The sequence below is a fragment of the Paenibacillus sp. S-38 genome (assembly GCF_049942825.1).
Classification (GTDB): domain Bacteria; phylum Bacillota; class Bacilli; order Paenibacillales; family NBRC-103111; genus Paenibacillus_G.
Window position 1 is genome coordinate 3,325,719 of the sequence record NZ_CP187970.1, and the last position, 15,581, is coordinate 3,341,299.

Below are 15,581 nucleotides of genomic sequence, written 5' to 3' on the forward strand. Positions count from 1 at the left end.
TAGGATGCTGCAGATGTCCCCCGGCTTGCCATGGGAGTTCTTGGCTGAGTGCTAGGGCGGGCGGAGAAGGTACATAATCCGATGGAGAGCGAACCAAGCTACTATCAGGAGGGTGATGCGTCATGAATCAGAAAGAAGTCGAACTCGAGCTGGCCCAGAAATTGTTCAACGGCGAGTTCAAGAAAGAAGACAAGGATGAAGCAGCCCGCCGCAAGCTGCCGGTCAAGACGGAGATCCGGGTGCAGTCGGACGTCGATCCGGTGGCGGAGGAGACGAAGCAGTACCGGAAGATGGCCAAGGAAGTGGACGGACGTTATGATAAGGTAGGCCAGCGAAGTCCGTAACGCTGGGCAGGGGGCCGGCTTTCCGCAGGAGGGTCGGCTGTCTTTTTGGAGATTACAGCCTCTGTGTAAGCCATTTATAATGAAAAAATCACTATCCAATTCCTTCCTCGCTGGTGTACCATACAGTACAGGAAGGAGGCGGACGTGTGATGATTCTGATTCAGGGCATTATATTTGATTTTGACGGGCTGATCCTGGATACGGAGACGCCGGAATTCGAATCGTTCCAGGCGCTGTTCCGCCGCTATGCCTGCGAGCTTACCCTTGATGTCTGGGGCGCATGCATAGGAACGGGACCCGGAGCCTTTGATCCTTACATGCATCTGGAGGAGCTGTACGGTTCGCCGTATGACAAGGAGGAAGCCCGGAGCTGGCGGCGCCGGCTGTACGAGGAGCGGCTAGCTTCCGCAGTGCTGCGGCCCGGGGTGCTCGAGTACCTGCAGTCCGCTCATGAGCTTGGACTTCGGGTGGGGCTGGCCTCCAGCTCGCACAGACCCTGGGTTACAGGCCATCTGGCTGCTCATGGCATACTGGATGCCTTCGAGGTGATCCGCACGGCCGAGGACGTGGCGAAGGTAAAGCCGGATCCGGCGCTGTACCTGCTGGCTCTTGAGGGACTCGGTGTGCCTGCAGGCGCTGCCGTTGCTTTTGAGGACTCGCCCAATGGGGCGCTTGCGGCTAAGCGGGCCGGCTTGTTCTGCGTCACGGTTCCGAATGAGACTACAAGGGCGCTGCCATTCGGCGCGCATGACCTTCGTCTCACTTCGATGGCGGATATGTCTCTAATGGAGGTTATCGCGCGACTGGAGGCTCAGAGCGGACAGGGCGGCAGTACGAAGATTGGCTGAGATGAACGGGTTGAGGCGCTTTTTGATTTTGGCGGCGGGGCCGATTACAATGGACACAAAGAATTAAGTCACAATCCGTCCCTCATGTGCGTATACATTAACACTTGAACCATGACGAGAATGGAGAGTGAAGCACATGAGCGGCCCAACGCAGCCAGGATCGGACGGAATTCAGATTACGAAGAATGCGCGGCAGATCTCGGTCGTTCTGCGCAGCCCGGAGCCGGCTGCCGCGCTGGCGGCCGCCGCGCCGAGGTTTCAAGGCAAGCCGCTGACCCAGCAGGGCCAGTTCGGCGAGATTATGAAGGAGCTCGACAAGATGGTGGGCCTCGACCACGTCAAAGAGCTGGTATTCGAAATTTATGCGCTGTTACGTGTGGCCAGCATGCGGGCGGAAGCAGGCTTGACGGCAAACACGCAGGTCTATCATATGGTATTCCGCGGGAACCCGGGGACGGGCAAGACGACGGTCGCCCGCCTGATTGCCAAGCTGATGCAGACGATGGGGGTGCTCACCAAGGGACACCTGATTGAAGTGGAAAGGGCGGACCTTGTGGGCGAATATATCGGCCATACGGCACTGAAGACGAGGGAGCTCGTCAAGAAGGCGATGGGCGGCATCCTGTTCATCGACGAAGCGTACAGCCTGGCCCGCGGCGGTGAGAAAGATTTCGGCAAAGAAGCCATCGATACGCTCGTCAAGGCGATGGAAGATCACAAAAACGGATTTATCCTAATCTTAGCCGGGTATTCAGAAGAGATGGAACTTTTCCTGCAAACCAATCCCGGACTGCCTTCCCGGTTTCCGATCCAGCTCGATTTTCCGGATTATACGGTGGACCAGCTGATGGAGATCGCCGAAGGGATGATCAAGGAACGGGAATATTCGCTGACCCCGGCCACGGAGGCGCGGATCCGGCAGCAGATCATGTTCGAGAAGGGGCAGATGGACATCGCCTTCAGCAATGCGCGCTACGTCCGCAACCTGATCGAGAAGGCGCTGCGCAGCCATGCCGTGCGGCTGCTCAACCAGACGAACATGCAGCCGTCGAAGCAGGATCTGATGGTCATCCGCCCGGAAGATGTGAAAACGGAGCGCAGGACAGCAAAGGAGAGTATGAGATTTCCATGAGACAAACGACGCATGAAGTAACAACGGAATTGGATGATCGTGCGATCCTCGTTTCCCTTGTCACGCAGGAGCAAAAAAGGCAGGATGCCTACGATCCGGAATACTCGCTTGCAGAGCTCATCGCCCTGGCCGAAACGGCTCAGGTGGAGGTGCTCGGCACGCTGACGCAAAATAAGGAGTATGCCGACTCCAAGTGGTTTATCGGCAAAGGTAAGGCGGAAGAGCTGAAGGAGATGCTTCTGGAGACCGGCGCCAATACGGCGATCTTCGATCAGGAGCTCTCCGGCGCACAGGTGCGCAACCTGGAGACGTATCTCGACGTCAAAATCATCGACCGCACACAGCTTATTCTGGATATCTTTGCACAGCGCGCACGCACGCGCGAGGGGATTATCCAGGTCGAGCTCGCCCAGCTGAGCTACCTGCTGCCGCGGCTCTCCGGCCACGGCAAGAACCTGTCCCGTCTCGGGGGCGGAATCGGTACCCGGGGTCCGGGTGAGACGAAGCTCGAGACGGACCGCCGGCATATCCGCGACCGCATTGCGGAGCTGAAGCGCCAGCTGGCCGAGACCGTACGCCACCGCACGCTGCACCGCGAGCGCCGCAAGAAGTCCGGCGTGTTCCAGGTCGCGCTGGTCGGCTACACGAACGCCGGCAAATCGACGCTTCTCCGCCAGCTGACCGCGGCGGACGTCTACGTCGAGAACCAGCTGTTCGCCACGCTGGACCCGACTTCCCGCCAGCTCAAGCTGCCAAACGGTGTAGAGATTGTGCTGACGGACACGGTCGGTTTTATCCAGAATCTGCCGCATGATCTCGTTGCAGCTTTCCGCGCGACCCTTGAGGAAGCGAACGAAGCGGATCTCATCCTGCACGTGGTGGACAGCTCGACCGAAATGATGCCGATCCAGATGCGGGTCGTGGATCAGGTGCTCGAGGAGCTCGGAGCGCACGGCAAGGACCGCGTAACGATATTCAACAAAATCGATCTCCTGTCCCCGTCCCAAGCGGACATGCTGACGACGGAAGGGGAGTTCCTGCGGGTTTCGGCCTACAATGAAGGGGATTTGAAGCGGCTGGTGGATACGCTGGAAGCCCATTTGGCCGGGGACAGCAAGACCTACCGCATTCCGGCGGACAAAGGGGAGATGATCTCGCTGGTCTACCGTGTCGGCGAGGTGCTTGAGAACGACGTGGACGGTGATGATATGCTGATGACCGTCCGTGTGAACAGTAAGGAATACGACAAAATTGGCTACATGCTTGCTGCATACGACCAGTCGCAGCAGGCGCAGGGAGACAGAGGAGAGAATACGGAGCATGTTTAAGGAGCAGGTGCTCCGCCTGATGGACCGGGCGGAGGAGCAGATACAGGGGAAGCTGAAAGAGATTGACGGGATCATCGACCGCAACCAGTGGAAGGTGATCTCCGCTTTTCAAAAACACAAGGTCAGTGATTTTCATTTTGCCGGGTCGACAGGGTACGGTTATAATGACAGGGGCCGCGAAGTGCTGGATCTCGTGTATGCTGACGTGTTCGGCGCCGAGGCGGCACTGGTGCGGCCGCACTTCGTTTCGGGCACACACACCATCTCAACGGCGCTCTTCGGGGTGCTGAGGCCGGCTGACGGGCTGCTCATGATTACGGGACGGCCGTATGACACCCTGCACAAAGTTATTGGCAAGCCGGGTGATGGGCTTGGCTCGCTGCAGGATTTCGGCATCGGGTATGATGAGGTGCCCCTGCTGGAGGGCGGGAGGCCGGACTACAGCGAGATTGCCCGCCGCATTACACCGCAAACGAAGGTGATCGGTATCCAGCGCTCGCGCGGTTACTCCTGGAGACCCTCATTCACGGTGGAACAAATTGGCGAGATGGTCCATTTCGTGAAGGAAATCCGTTCGGACCTTATCGTGTTTGTGGACAACTGTTACGGTGAGTTTACTGAGCTGCAGGAGCCGACCCAGGTGGGTGCGGACCTTATTGCAGGCTCGCTGATCAAGAACCCCGGTGGGGGTCTTGCGGCATCCGGCGGATACATAGCAGGGAAGTCCAAGTATGTCGAGCTTGCTTCCTACCGCCTGACCGCTCCAGGCATTGGCGGGGAAGTGGGGGCGATGCTGGGGACCACCCGCTCGATCTACCAGGGGCTGTTCCTGGCACCGCATCTTGTCGGACAAGCCGTTAAGGGTTCGGTGTTCGCCGCTTCGGTCTTCGAACAGCTTGGCTTTGTCACGCATCCCCGCTGGCAGGACCCGCGCACGGATCTCATTCAGGCCATCCGTTTCTCCGGTCCTGAGCACCTGATCGCTTTCGTGCAAGGCATCCAGCAGGCCGCTGCGGTGGATTCGCACGTAGTGCCGGAGCCGTGGGACATGCCGGGTTATGAACACCCGGTAATCATGGCCGCAGGCACCTTTATCTCGGGCGGTTCGCTGGAGCTTTCGGCGGATGCGCCGATTCGTGAGCCGTATATCGCCTATATGCAGGGCGGGCTTACCTATTCCCACTGCAAGATGGGCGTGCTGACGGCCCTGCAGAACATGATCGACCGGGGCTTACTGCCGGAAATTTGACAATCGGTCAAAAAAGCGTTTTCTGTAATTTATGCTGACATATGGCATAAACCTAACACAACTTGACACGTTTCACTCCTAAGGTTACAATAGCGGTAAGGTTCCTTCAGCGTTTAGGAGTGATAGGCATGACTGATGAAATACGCAGAAATATGGCGCTTTTTCCGATTGGCATTGTAATGAAGCTGACCGATCTCACCGCCAGACAGATTCGCTATTATGAGCAGCACGAATTGATTATCCCGGCACGCACCGGCGGCAACCAGCGGCTTTATTCCTTCAATGACGTCGAGCGTTTGCTGGAAATTAAAGACTTGATCGAGAAAGGCGTCAACATTGCCGGGATCAAGCAGGTTCTCCTTCCGGTTGACAAGGATTCGGAGGATGCAACCATTCTCAATGAGCAAACGGAAGTCAAGCGTCGGGAGCTCACCGACTCTCAGCTTCACAAAATGCTGAAGCAGCAGCTGCTCGGCGGGGGCAAGCGTCCGAACCAGGTATCATTGATTCAAGGCGAACTCTCGCGCTTTTTCCGCAAGTAAAACGTTCGGCCGGGGCAGCCGCGGTACCGCTTTCTTTTTCGGCTTCGGCCGCAAGGGGTGCCCGGTTACTCCGTTAATATGCATTCCCTGATACATAAGTCTAAGGAGGAGATTACACAGTGTCGGACAAGAACTTTACCAAAGAAGACATTCTGCGCATCGCCAAGGAACAGAACGTCCGCTTTATTCGTCTCCAATTCACGGATTTGCTCGGTACGATCAAGAACGTGGAGATTCCTGTAAGCCAACTGGAGAAGGCGCTGGACAACAAAATGATGTTCGACGGTTCGTCCATCGAAGGTTATGTGCGGATTGAAGAATCCGATATGTACTTATATCCCGATCTTAGTACTTGGGTCGTGTTCCCATGGGTTACGACAGACCGTGTAGCCCGTTTGATCTGTGATATCTACCTGCCGGACGGCCGCCCGTTCCCGGGTGACCCGCGCGGCATTCTGAAAGCGGCGCTGAAGGAAGCCGAAGAGATGGGTTACACGTCCATGAACGTAGGGCCTGAGCCGGAGTTCTTCCTGTTCAAGACCGACGAGAAGGGCAACCCGACGATGGAACTTAACGACCAGGGCGGTTACTTCGACCTGGCGCCTACGGACCTCGGCGAGAACTGCCGACGCGAGATCGTGCTGACGCTCGAGGAGATGGGCTTCGAGATCGAAGCGTCCCACCACGAAGTGGCTCCGGGCCAGCATGAGATCGACTTCAAATACGCCGATGCGATCAAAGCGGCCGACCAGATCCAGACCTTCAAGCTCGTGGTCAAGACGGTGGCCCGCCAGCATGGGCTGCATGCGACGTTCATGCCGAAGCCGCTGTTCGGCGTGAACGGATCCGGCATGCACTGCCACCAGTCGCTGTTCCGCGGTAATGAGAACGCGTTCTACGACGAGAGCGACAAGCTCGGTCTGAGCACGGTGGCCCGCCAGTACATGGCCGGCATTCTGAAGCATGCGCGCTCCTTCGCGGCGATCACGAACCCGACCGTGAACTCGTATAAGCGTTTGGTACCTGGTTACGAGGCACCTTGTTATGTGGCCTGGTCGGCGAGCAACCGCTCCCCGATGATCCGTATACCGGCTTCCCGCGGCCTCAGTACGCGTGTTGAAGTGCGCAACCCCGATCCGGCTGCGAACCCTTATCTCGCGCTGGCGGTCATGCTCAAAGCGGGCCTCGACGGCATCAAGCACAAGATGCAGCTGCCGCCTCCGACAGACCGCAACATCTATGTGATGACCGAAGATGAGCGCGAAGAGCAGGGCATTCCAAGCCTGCCGCTGAACCTGAAGCAGGCGCTTGATGAAATGCTTCGTGATGATGTCATCTGCGATGCGCTCGGCGATCACGCGCTGGCTCACTTCTACGAGCTCAAAGAGATCGAGTGGGACATCTACCGCACCCAAGTTCACGCTTGGGAGCGCGAGCAGTATCTGACACTGTACTAGAACTAAGACAGGCCGTTTGTCCTCCGGGAATTCCCGAAGGATGAACGGCCTTTTTGTTGTTGTTTTGAGGAAAGGGTCCCCTATTGGATTTCTTAGCAGGTAAGATGTTGAGGGCCGCTGCGTTCGAACACAGGGCAAAAAAAATCCGGACACGGCAGGGTGCCGTTCCGGAAGGGGGGCGATCAGTGAATGTTGCGGAATACGCCGATAACTTTGCCGAGGATCGTTACATTCTTAAGCCGGAGAGGCTCCATGGTGGGATTCTCGGGCTGGAGACGGATGTGATCGCGCTCCTTATAGAATGTCTTCACCGTGGCTTCGTCATCCTCAGTCATGGCCACGACAATCTCGCCGTTCGATGCAGTCTGCTGCTGGCGGACGATTACGAAATCGCCGTTGTGAATGCCCGCTTCGATCATACTCTCACCGATAACACTGAGCATGAACACGTTGTTGTCGCCGACATAATGGCTCGGTAGAGGGAAGTAATCCTCAATGTTCTCCGTTGCTGTGATCGGTACGCCAGCGGTAACCCGCCCGATCAGAGGTACATGGGCGACCGATACGGCATAGGCGCCGTCACCGAGAGAACCGTCGAGAATCTCGATGGCGCGGGGCTTGGTCGGGTCGCGGCGGATCAGTCCCTTCTTCTCAAGGCGTTCCAGATGGCCGTGTACAGTAGAGCTGGAGGCGAGTCCGACCGCTTCTCCGATCTCCCTGACGGAAGGGGGATAGCCCTTATCTTTGACTTCATTCTTAATAAACTCCAAGATTGCCTGCTGCCGGGAGGAGATCTTGCTCATGCCATATCACTCCAATTGTTGGTAATCGATTAGTAGAATTATAACACAGAACCGGAGTTCGTACAAACATTAGTTCGAGAAAACCCGTTGACACAAACGTTTGTTCGTGATAAATTGAATCCAGAACGAAAAGAGAACAAATGTTTGGGAGAGGATGTCGGTTATGGTACAGAACACTGCACTGATCGGACGGGCTTCTAATGAGAGTACATATCGCAGACGGGAGCATGCAGCCCGGTCTCAACATAATAATAAGCGAACATACGTACGCTATGCAACGATGGGATTCATTCTGGTTATGCTGCTCGCCCTTCTTGGGGGGCTTTCAGCCTCCCTGTCCGGTCAGGATGCTCACGCAGCCGGCACCTCTCCGGAAGAGCACGAATTCGTGTATGTGCACCAGGGAGATACACTTTGGGCGATTGCGTCTGAATTTGCACCGGATGACGATATCCGCGATTACATAGATAAGATGAAGAAGCTTAACGGATTGAAGTCTTCTTCCCTCCAGACAGGGCAGAAGCTGCTGCTTCCCTAACCGGCTCCTGGAGCCCTTTGGTTTCCTTCCGAACTCTTGACAATCCCTACTTGGAATGTCAAAGTATTAATGATACAAGCCTGCCCGCTGCAGTCGGGATCCGGAGCTGCAAGTGGTGCCTCGGCTTACCAATTTCGGGAGGAACGGCATGAGCGAATCGGAACATGATGTAAGGGTGAAGCGCATTAACGAACTGGCCCGCAAAGCGAAAGCGGAAGGTCTCACGGATGAAGAGATGGACGAACGCAACGAGCTTCGCCGTAAGTATATCGACTCTTTCAAATCCAACCTGCGTACGCAGCTTGAGAATATCAAGTTTGTCGACGAAGAAGAAGGCGAAGGAAAGAACTGAGAGGGGGAAGCTCGTTCATGGAATATCGTGTGCTTGGCAGAAGCGGCATCCTGGTATCCGAACTTTGTCTGGGTACGATGACGTTCGGGAATGCCACGAATGAGCAGGATTCGATCGAAATGATCCATCGGTTCTTGGAACGTGGGGGGAACTTCATCGATACGGCGAACGTTTACGTTGGCGGGAAGTCCGAAGAGATTGTCGGCAAGGCGATCCGCGAGAAGCGCAGCGAAGTGATTCTGGCAACCAAGGTTCGTTTCCCGACCAGTCAGAACATTAACCACGTAGGCCTCTCCCGTAAGCATATTCTCGATGGAGTGGAAGCAAGTCTACGCCGGTTGAATACGGACTATATCGATCTGTACCAGCTGCATGTGTGGGATCAGGTCACGCCGATCGAGGAGACGCTTCGTACCCTCGACGACCTCGTGTCCGCAGGTAAGGTACGGTATATCGGCTGCTCCAATTTCTTGGCTTATCAGCTGATGAAGTCTCTGTCGATCAGTGACTTTAACCGGTATGCGCGGTTTATTTCCATTCAGCCGCAGTACAGCCTGGTCTGCAGGACCATGGACAGAGAGATGATTCCTTTATGCCTGGAAGAGAACGTCGGGATCATCCCTTGGGCGCCGCTGGGGGGCGGATTCCTGACCGGCCGGTATGTCCGCGGTCAAGAACCAACGGAAGGAAGGCTGTCGGCCAAGGCGGGGGAGAGCCGCTGGGAGCTTCGGAATACCGAGAAGAACTTCCGCATTCTTGACGAGGTGGTTTCCGTAGCCGGAGAAGCGGAGAAGACACCCGCTCAGGTTGCCTTGAACTGGCTGATCCATAAGCCGGGCATTACTTCTCCGATCTTCGGAGCGAGTACTCTTGAGCAGTTCGAGGACAATATGGGAGCATTTGGCTGGCAGCTGTCTTCGGAACAGTGGACACGGCTGGACGAGGTCAGTGCCTTGGATGAAGAGTATCCGCAGCGCTTTATCGAGAAGTTCCGCCGGAAGAGTATAGATGAGAGATAAGGGGTTCGGATATGTCGCGTAAGTGGTCACGAATGGTTCGAAAGAACACCAAGGTAACAAATGTTCAGCGTAAGAAGAGCGGACAGGGGCTTATCTCGTCGGACAGTTCATCCGCCGATCAAGCTAAGACATTCCGGGGCCGCAGCTGGGTACTGCCTATGCTGCTTGTGGCTACCGGTGTTTTTTGCTTTATTGCGTTCCGGGGCCAGGCAGCCACGGATAACTTGTATTGGGTAACCGGGGCGAGCTATATCTTTCTTGCCTTCCTGATGTTTTGGGCACGGAGACCGTTCCTGCGCATCGGAGAACATGCGATCACATCCCGCCGCTTTGGGGGAGACCGCAGCCTGAAGGCGGATGATATTCAAGAGATTGCCGTGAACAAGGATTCGATCGTCATCTCCATGAAGGGCAAATCCGCCCGCTGGGCATTCTCACGGATCTACCATCAATTCCCTGTTGAGGAGACCCGGCCGCACTTGGTTGCATTTGCCCAGCGTCATGGCATTGCTCTGCAGCAGGAAGCCTAAGTCCGGGATGACGCATTTGTCTTCCAGGCTTAGCGTTTTGTGCCTTTTTCAATAGAGGCAACGATAAATTGATTGGATACAGAAGAGTTAACTTTATGGGGGAAAGAGGACTGTAGACATGGGAATCAAGGCTGTTCTGTTTGACTTGGACGATACGCTGCTGTGGGATGATCGCAGCGTGCAGGAGGCCTTCCGGGCTACCTGCGAAGAAGCAGCGCGAGTGACCGGTGTCGATCCGGTGAAGCTCGAGGAAGCGGTACGCAAAGAAGCCAGAGCTTTATATGAGTCGTACGAGACCTTCCCGTTCACCAAGATGATCGGGATCAATCCGTTCGAGGGACTCTGGGCAAACTTCACGAGCGGGGAGCAGGAAGAGTTCCGTAAGCTCGAGGCTCTTGCCCCCGGCTACCGGACAGCTTCCTGGACCCGTGGACTTCTCGCACTCGGGATCGATGACGCGGAGCTCGGATACCGTCTTGGCGAGCTGTTCCCTGCGGAACGGCGCAGCCGTCCGATCGTCTACGAAGAAACCTTCGAGGTGCTCGATTCCCTCAAGGGCCGCTACCAGCTTCTGCTGCTGACCAACGGATCGCCCGATCTCCAGAAGGAGAAGCTGGCCGGGGTGCCGCAGCTGGCTCCTTATTTCGATCATATCATCATCTCCGGCGAGTTCGGCCGGGGCAAGCCGAATCCGGCGATCTTTGAGCATGCGGTCAGCTTGCTTGGGATTAAACCGGATGAAGGACTGATGGTGGGCGATAAGCTTACGACCGATATCATGGGCTCGAATGCGATCGGCATGCGCAGCTTGTGGATCAACCGCCATGAACTTACACGCACCGACGAGATTATTCCTGTGCATGAGATCCGTTCCCTGCGAGACATCCAGCCGATTATCGATTCGATCGAGTAGCAGTGCACTTATTCATCGTCCTATCCAAAGCTTCGTCCACTCGGGCGAGGCTTTTTTCCTGTCGTTCGGCTGCAGAGCAAATCAAAAAGCCTCTGCCGAAGCAGAGGCTGATCTGTTACTCAGTGGTGCAAAATCGGCTTATTAAGCCTTTTGGAACGAAGGATCGTCGTAAGGATGAGCAATCCAGCCTTCCGTCTCGATGAAGAGGCGTACGGCTACGATCTTGCGGTTCTCCATCAAAGTGAAGAAATGGGCTTTATGCTCCGGTACGGAGATGACGTCGCCGGCTTCGAGTTCCACATCGAAGTAGCCTACATCGTCGGTGCCCTTGATGATGAAGATGCCCCGGCCAGCCGTAATGGCACGTACTTCATCTTCCGTGTGGGTGTGGACGGACTCAAACTTCTTCAGCAGTTCGTCCAGGTTGGGTGTGGCGTCCGAGAGTGCAATGACATCCCAGGTTTTGTAACCGCGGCGGCCTGCAAGATCACGGATTTCTTCGTCGAAGGTGGAGAGAATCTGTGCTTTTTCTTCGTCGCTCAGAATGAACTTCTCCTGGAGCTCGGCCGGAAGCTTCGCTGCATTCCAATGTTCGTACAGTACCTCTTGCTTATCTAAGAACGCTCTCACATTCTCTTCGCCGGAGATGCGCTCGTTCGTGTTGCGGATGCGGATTTCTGCCATGTCCATCCCTCTTTCTTCAGTTAATGTAAGTATAGATCAGGAAATCTTCTCTCCCTGTATTATAGTGGAATAGGGGGCTTCTGTCGATGATAAAACCGCATAAATCCGATAGGATATGATGAAAAGTTCGTGAAATCGGTTCATTCCTTCCTTTTCATTAAGGACGCTTTCTGATAAACTATGGGTTAAACTATGCGTGAAGGCCGTACAAGCGGCCTCAGCGGGTGCATTACTACAGAGAAATGCAGGACTGTCCTTCCGAGTCGTGAAGGAAGAGGACGGCAGGGGAAGGGGATCAAGCGGTAATGAACAAGCCATCACTGCAGGAGCAGCTGAAGAAAAAAATTATGATCCTGGATGGTGCGATGGGCACCATGATCCAGCAGGAGAATCTGACGGAGGCCGATTTCGGCAGCGAGGACCTTGACGGCTGTAATGAAATTCTCGTTGTTACCCGTCCGGATGTCATCCAGAAAATCCATGAAGCGTACTTTGCCGCCGGTGCGGATATGGTCGAAACAAATACGTTCGGCGCCACAAGCGTTGTTCTGGCGGAGTACGATCTGCAGGATCGCGCCCGGGAGCTGAACTTGGCCGCGGCCAAGCTGGCGATCGAAGCAGCCCATAAATACAGCACGCCGGAGTGGCCGCGCTACGTCGTCGGAGCCATGGGCCCAACGACCAAGACGCTGTCCGTTACGGGAGGCGTGACATTCGACGAGCTCGTCGAATCGTACCAGGAACAGGCCGAGGCCCTGATTGAAGCCGGCGTGGATGCCCTGCTGCTCGAGACCTCGCAGGATACGCTGAACGTGAAGGCGGGCTCCATCGGGATCCGCAATGCGTTCGACAAGCTGGGCGTGAAGCTCCCGCTCATGATCTCTGGCACGATCGAACCGATGGGAACGACGCTCGCGGGGCAGAACATCGAATCGTTCTATGTCTCGCTGGAGCACCTGAACCCGATCTCGTTCGGTCTCAACTGTGCCACCGGCCCGGAGTTCATGCGCGATCATATCCGTACCCTCTCGGAGATTGCAGGTACTGCCGTGTCCTGTTACCCGAACGCCGGATTGCCGGATGAGAACGGCAAGTACCATGAGTCACCGGAATCGCTGGCCATGAAGCTCGCGGGCTTCGCCGAGCAGGGCTGGCTGAACATTGCCGGCGGCTGCTGCGGTACGACGCCGGATCACATCCGGGCCATGGCGGAGACACTGGGCAAGTACGAGCCGCGCAAGCAGGACGGGGTTCACCCGCCGGCCATCTCGGGGATCGAAACCGTCTATGTAGAGCCGGACAACCGGCCGATTATGGTCGGGGAGCGGACGAACATCTCCGGCTCGCGGAAGTTCAAACGGCTGATCAAGGAAGAGAAGTTCGAAGAAGCCTCGGAGGTTGCGCGGACGCAGGTGAAGAACGGCGCCCATATCATCGACATCAATCTGCAGGACACGGATATTGACGAGGCTTATGCCATCAATCAATTCCTTCCTCAGGTTGTCAAGAAGGTCAAAGTGCCGCTGATGATCGACTCCACTTATGACCACATCATCGAGCTGGGGCTCAAATACTCCCAGGGCAAGGCGATCGTCAACTCGATCAACCTCGAGGACGGCGAGTCGAAGTTCGAAGCGATTGTGCCGCTGCTCCATAAGTACGGTGCGGCGGTCGTCATGATTCTCATCGACGAGCGCGGGCAGGCGGTTTCCCGGCAGGCGAAGATGGAAGTTGCCGACCGTGCGTATGAGCTGCTCACGAAGAAGTACGGCATGAAGCCGCAGGATATCATTTTTGACCCGAACATGTTCCCTGTCGGTTCCGGAGATCCGCAGTACATCGGCTCCGCCGTGGAGACGATCGAGGGCATCCGGATGATCAAGGAGAAGTATCCGGAGACGATGACGATTCTCGGCCTCAGCAATATCTCCTTCGGTCTGCCGGATGCCGGCCGTGAGGTACTGAACTCGGTGTACCTCTACCACTGTACCAAAGCCGGGCTCGATTATGCGATCGTCAACACCGAGAAGCTGGAGCGCTACGCTTCCATACCGGAAGAAGAGCGCGCGCTCGCGGAAGAGCTCATTTTCAATACGACGGACGAGACGCTGGCGAAATTCGTCGCCTACTTCCGTGTGAAGAAGGTCGAGAAGAAGGAGAAGATCTCGAACCTGACACTGGAAGAGCGGCTTGCTTCCTATGTTGTCGAGGGAACGAAGGAAGGCCTGATCCCGGACCTGGAGGAAGCGCTGAAGAAGTATGCGCCGCTCGACATCATCAACGGACCGCTGATGAAGGGGATGGAAGAGGTCGGCCGGCTCTTCAACAACAACGAGCTGATCGTCGCCGAGGTGCTCCAGAGCGCCGAGGTCATGAAAGCCTCCGTTGCCCATCTGGAGCAGTACATGGAGAAGGCGGACAGCGCCGTCAAAGGCAAGATTATCCTCGCTACTGTGAAGGGCGATGTTCACGATATCGGCAAAAACCTGGTCGAGATCATCCTTTCCAACAACGGATACAAGATCGTGAACCTCGGCATTAAGGTCCCGCCGGAGCAGCTCATCGAAGCGTACCGCAAAGAGAAGCCTGATGCGATCGGCCTTTCCGGCCTGCTCGTCAAATCGGCGCAGCAAATGGTCGTCACGGCGCAGGATATGAAGAATGCCGGCATCGACGTGCCGATTCTCGTAGGAGGCGCGGCGCTCACCCGCAAGTTCACGAAGACGCGAATCGCACCGGAATACGACGGTATGGTGCTGTACGCCAAGGATGCGATGGACGGCCTTGACATCGCCAACAAGCTTAGCGATCCCGAGCAGCGCCAGGTTCTTATCCGCGAACTGCGGGAGAGCATGGAGTCGGATGTTAAGGAAGCCGGCCGCAAGGATGAGAGCATGCCGGCACTGACCCGCGTCATGACGTCCACGGTAGACCGTACCGTACCGGTTCAGGTGCCGCCGGATCTCGAGCGCCGCGTGCTGCGCGACTATCCGATCTCGCACCTGGTGCCGTACGTCAACATGCAGATGCTGCTCGGACACCATCTTGGACTGAAGGGCAAGGTCGAGAACCTGATTGCCGAGAAGGATCCGAAGGCGCTGCAGCTCAAGGAGACGGTGGATGGCATTCTGGCGGAAGCCCAGCAGGCGGGCATCATCAAGGCGCAGGGGATGTACCGCTTCTTCCCGGCCCAGTCCGACGGCAACGACGTGCTGGTCTACGATCCGCAGGATCCGAGCCGCGTGCTGCAGAAATTCACGTTCCCGCGGCAGGAGAAGGAACCATATCTCTGCCTTGCCGATTATCTCAAGCCGGTAAGCAGCGGCGAGATGGATTATGTGGGCTTCCTGGTCGTGACGGCCGGACACGGCGTCAGCGAGTTGTCGGCCCAGTGGCGCGAGAAGGGCGATTACCTACGCTCCCACGCCCTGCAGGCCGCCGCGCTCGAGATGGCGGAAGGCTTCGCGGAGCGGGTCCATCAGATGATGCGGGATCAGTGGGGCTTCCCGGATCCGGCGGAGATGACGATGGCCGAACGCTTCGGCGCGAAGTACCGCGGACAGCGCTTCTCCTTCGGTTATCCGGCGTGTCCGAACCTCGATGATCAGCAGCAGCTGTTCGAGCTGATGCAGCCGGAAGACATCGGGGTCACGCTGACGGAAGGCAGCATGATGGAGCCGGAGGCTTCGGTATCCGCCATCGTGTTCGCTCACCCGCAGGCGCGCTATTTTAACGCCTAAGATAGATCCGGTTTGGGGTATGCTATGGTAGGGTGGGGCTAAGCGGCCCCACTCTTTTCCTTTGACGGGAAGAGCCGCTCTGACCAAGCATGTATAGGAACG

Annotated in this window: 15 protein-coding genes; 13 read left to right on the top strand and 2 right to left on the bottom strand. The window is 56.5% G+C overall.

The features are described from left to right. Positions 1-122 precede the first annotated feature (122 nt). The 7 genes from ACP26L_RS15325 to glnA all read left to right on the top strand — a co-directional run bounded on the left by ACP26L_RS15325 (position 123) and on the right by glnA (position 6,900). On the top strand, positions 123-344 hold the full coding sequence (locus ACP26L_RS15325) for a hypothetical protein (RefSeq protein WP_426453733.1): 222 nt from the start codon (positions 123-125) through the stop codon (positions 342-344). A 155-nt stretch (positions 345-499) separates the two neighbouring features. Further along, the gene (locus ACP26L_RS15330; protein ID WP_426454963.1) at positions 500-1,192 is read left to right on the top strand and encodes an HAD family hydrolase; all 693 of its coding nucleotides are present in this window, start codon (positions 500-502) and stop codon (positions 1,190-1,192) included. A gap of 136 nt (positions 1,193-1,328) precedes the next feature. Further along, positions 1,329-2,324, top strand: coding sequence for an AAA family ATPase (locus ACP26L_RS15335; RefSeq protein WP_426453735.1), 996 nt, complete (start codon positions 1,329-1,331; stop codon positions 2,322-2,324). Continuing rightward, a complete protein-coding gene (hflX, locus tag ACP26L_RS15340; protein ID WP_426453736.1) occupies positions 2,321-3,652 on the top strand; it encodes a GTPase HflX in 1,332 nt (443 codons plus the stop codon). Before ACP26L_RS15335 ends, hflX begins: the two co-directional genes overlap by 4 nt. Then, positions 3,645-4,901: an aminotransferase class I/II-fold pyridoxal phosphate-dependent enzyme gene (locus ACP26L_RS15345; protein ID WP_426453738.1), complete on the top strand. Its 1,257-nt coding sequence runs from the start codon at positions 3,645-3,647 to the stop codon at positions 4,899-4,901. The genes hflX and ACP26L_RS15345 overlap by 8 nt, the downstream gene beginning before the upstream one ends. Positions 4,902-5,029: 128 nt before the next feature. Next, the gene (locus tag ACP26L_RS15350; RefSeq protein ID WP_013916631.1) at positions 5,030-5,443 is read left to right on the top strand and encodes a MerR family transcriptional regulator; all 414 of its coding nucleotides are present in this window, start codon (positions 5,030-5,032) and stop codon (positions 5,441-5,443) included. A gap of 119 nt (positions 5,444-5,562) precedes the next feature. Beyond that, positions 5,563-6,900, top strand: coding sequence for a type I glutamate--ammonia ligase (glnA, locus tag ACP26L_RS15355; protein WP_426453740.1), 1,338 nt, complete (start codon positions 5,563-5,565; stop codon positions 6,898-6,900). A 182-nt stretch (positions 6,901-7,082) separates the two neighbouring features. Here glnA and lexA read toward each other — a convergent pair whose 3' ends face one another. Continuing rightward, on the bottom strand, positions 7,083-7,703 hold the full coding sequence (gene lexA, locus ACP26L_RS15360) for a transcriptional repressor LexA (RefSeq protein ID WP_426453741.1): 621 nt from the start codon (positions 7,701-7,703) through the stop codon (positions 7,083-7,085). A gap of 280 nt (positions 7,704-7,983) precedes the next feature. Here lexA and ACP26L_RS15365 point away from each other — a divergent pair, with 280 nt between their 5' ends. From ACP26L_RS15365 to ACP26L_RS15385, 5 genes are all read left to right on the top strand, one after another. Next, positions 7,984-8,241, top strand: a complete 258-nt coding sequence (locus ACP26L_RS15365) for a LysM peptidoglycan-binding domain-containing protein (RefSeq protein WP_426453742.1) — start codon at positions 7,984-7,986, stop codon at positions 8,239-8,241. A 148-nt stretch (positions 8,242-8,389) separates the two neighbouring features. Beyond that, positions 8,390-8,593, top strand: coding sequence for a DUF896 domain-containing protein (locus tag ACP26L_RS15370; protein WP_013916635.1), 204 nt, complete (start codon positions 8,390-8,392; stop codon positions 8,591-8,593). Positions 8,594-8,610: 17 nt separating this feature from the next. Next, on the top strand, positions 8,611-9,612 hold the full coding sequence (locus ACP26L_RS15375; RefSeq protein WP_426453744.1) for an aldo/keto reductase: 1,002 nt from the start codon (positions 8,611-8,613) through the stop codon (positions 9,610-9,612). 32 nt (positions 9,613-9,644) lie between these two features. Beyond that, positions 9,645-10,142, top strand: a complete 498-nt coding sequence (locus ACP26L_RS15380; protein ID WP_426453745.1) for a hypothetical protein — start codon at positions 9,645-9,647, stop codon at positions 10,140-10,142. 118 nt (positions 10,143-10,260) lie between these two features. Next, on the top strand, positions 10,261-11,055 hold the full coding sequence (locus ACP26L_RS15385; protein WP_426453747.1) for an HAD family hydrolase: 795 nt from the start codon (positions 10,261-10,263) through the stop codon (positions 11,053-11,055). A gap of 141 nt (positions 11,056-11,196) precedes the next feature. Here ACP26L_RS15385 and ACP26L_RS15390 read toward each other — a convergent pair whose 3' ends face one another. Then, positions 11,197-11,739, bottom strand: a complete 543-nt coding sequence (locus ACP26L_RS15390; RefSeq protein ID WP_426453749.1) for a 1,2-dihydroxy-3-keto-5-methylthiopentene dioxygenase — start codon at positions 11,737-11,739, stop codon at positions 11,197-11,199. Positions 11,740-12,044: 305 nt separating this feature from the next. Here ACP26L_RS15390 and metH point away from each other — a divergent pair, with 305 nt between their 5' ends. Continuing rightward, complete coding sequence (gene metH, locus ACP26L_RS15395) at positions 12,045-15,479, top strand: methionine synthase (protein WP_426453751.1); 3,435 nt, start codon at positions 12,045-12,047, stop codon at positions 15,477-15,479. The last annotated feature ends 102 nt before the right edge of the window (positions 15,480-15,581 follow it).

What these genes read in the sequence shown, in the direction of transcription:
- ACP26L_RS15325 (WP_426453733.1), top strand. Translation starts at nt 123, where the DNA reads ATGAATCAGAAAGAAGTCGAACTCGAGCTGGCCCAGAAATTGTTCAAC.
- ACP26L_RS15335 (WP_426453735.1), top strand. Translation starts at nt 1,329, where the DNA reads ATGAGCGGCCCAACGCAGCCAGGATCGGACGGAATTCAGATTACGAAG.
- hflX (WP_426453736.1), top strand. Translation starts at nt 2,321, where the DNA reads ATGAGACAAACGACGCATGAAGTAACAACGGAATTGGATGATCGTGCG.
- ACP26L_RS15345 (WP_426453738.1), top strand. Translation starts at nt 3,645, where the DNA reads ATGTTTAAGGAGCAGGTGCTCCGCCTGATGGACCGGGCGGAGGAGCAG.
- ACP26L_RS15350 (WP_013916631.1), top strand. Translation starts at nt 5,030, where the DNA reads ATGACTGATGAAATACGCAGAAATATGGCGCTTTTTCCGATTGGCATT.
- lexA (WP_426453741.1), bottom strand. Translation starts at nt 7,703, where the DNA reads ATGAGCAAGATCTCCTCCCGGCAGCAGGCAATCTTGGAGTTTATTAAG.
- ACP26L_RS15365 (WP_426453742.1), top strand. Translation starts at nt 7,984, where the DNA reads ATGGGATTCATTCTGGTTATGCTGCTCGCCCTTCTTGGGGGGCTTTCA.
- ACP26L_RS15370 (WP_013916635.1), top strand. Translation starts at nt 8,390, where the DNA reads ATGAGCGAATCGGAACATGATGTAAGGGTGAAGCGCATTAACGAACTG.
- ACP26L_RS15375 (WP_426453744.1), top strand. Translation starts at nt 8,611, where the DNA reads ATGGAATATCGTGTGCTTGGCAGAAGCGGCATCCTGGTATCCGAACTT.
- ACP26L_RS15380 (WP_426453745.1), top strand. Translation starts at nt 9,645, where the DNA reads ATGGTTCGAAAGAACACCAAGGTAACAAATGTTCAGCGTAAGAAGAGC.
- ACP26L_RS15385 (WP_426453747.1), top strand. Translation starts at nt 10,261, where the DNA reads ATGGGAATCAAGGCTGTTCTGTTTGACTTGGACGATACGCTGCTGTGG.
- ACP26L_RS15390 (WP_426453749.1), bottom strand. Translation starts at nt 11,739, where the DNA reads ATGGCAGAAATCCGCATCCGCAACACGAACGAGCGCATCTCCGGCGAA.
- metH (WP_426453751.1), top strand. Translation starts at nt 12,045, where the DNA reads ATGAACAAGCCATCACTGCAGGAGCAGCTGAAGAAAAAAATTATGATC.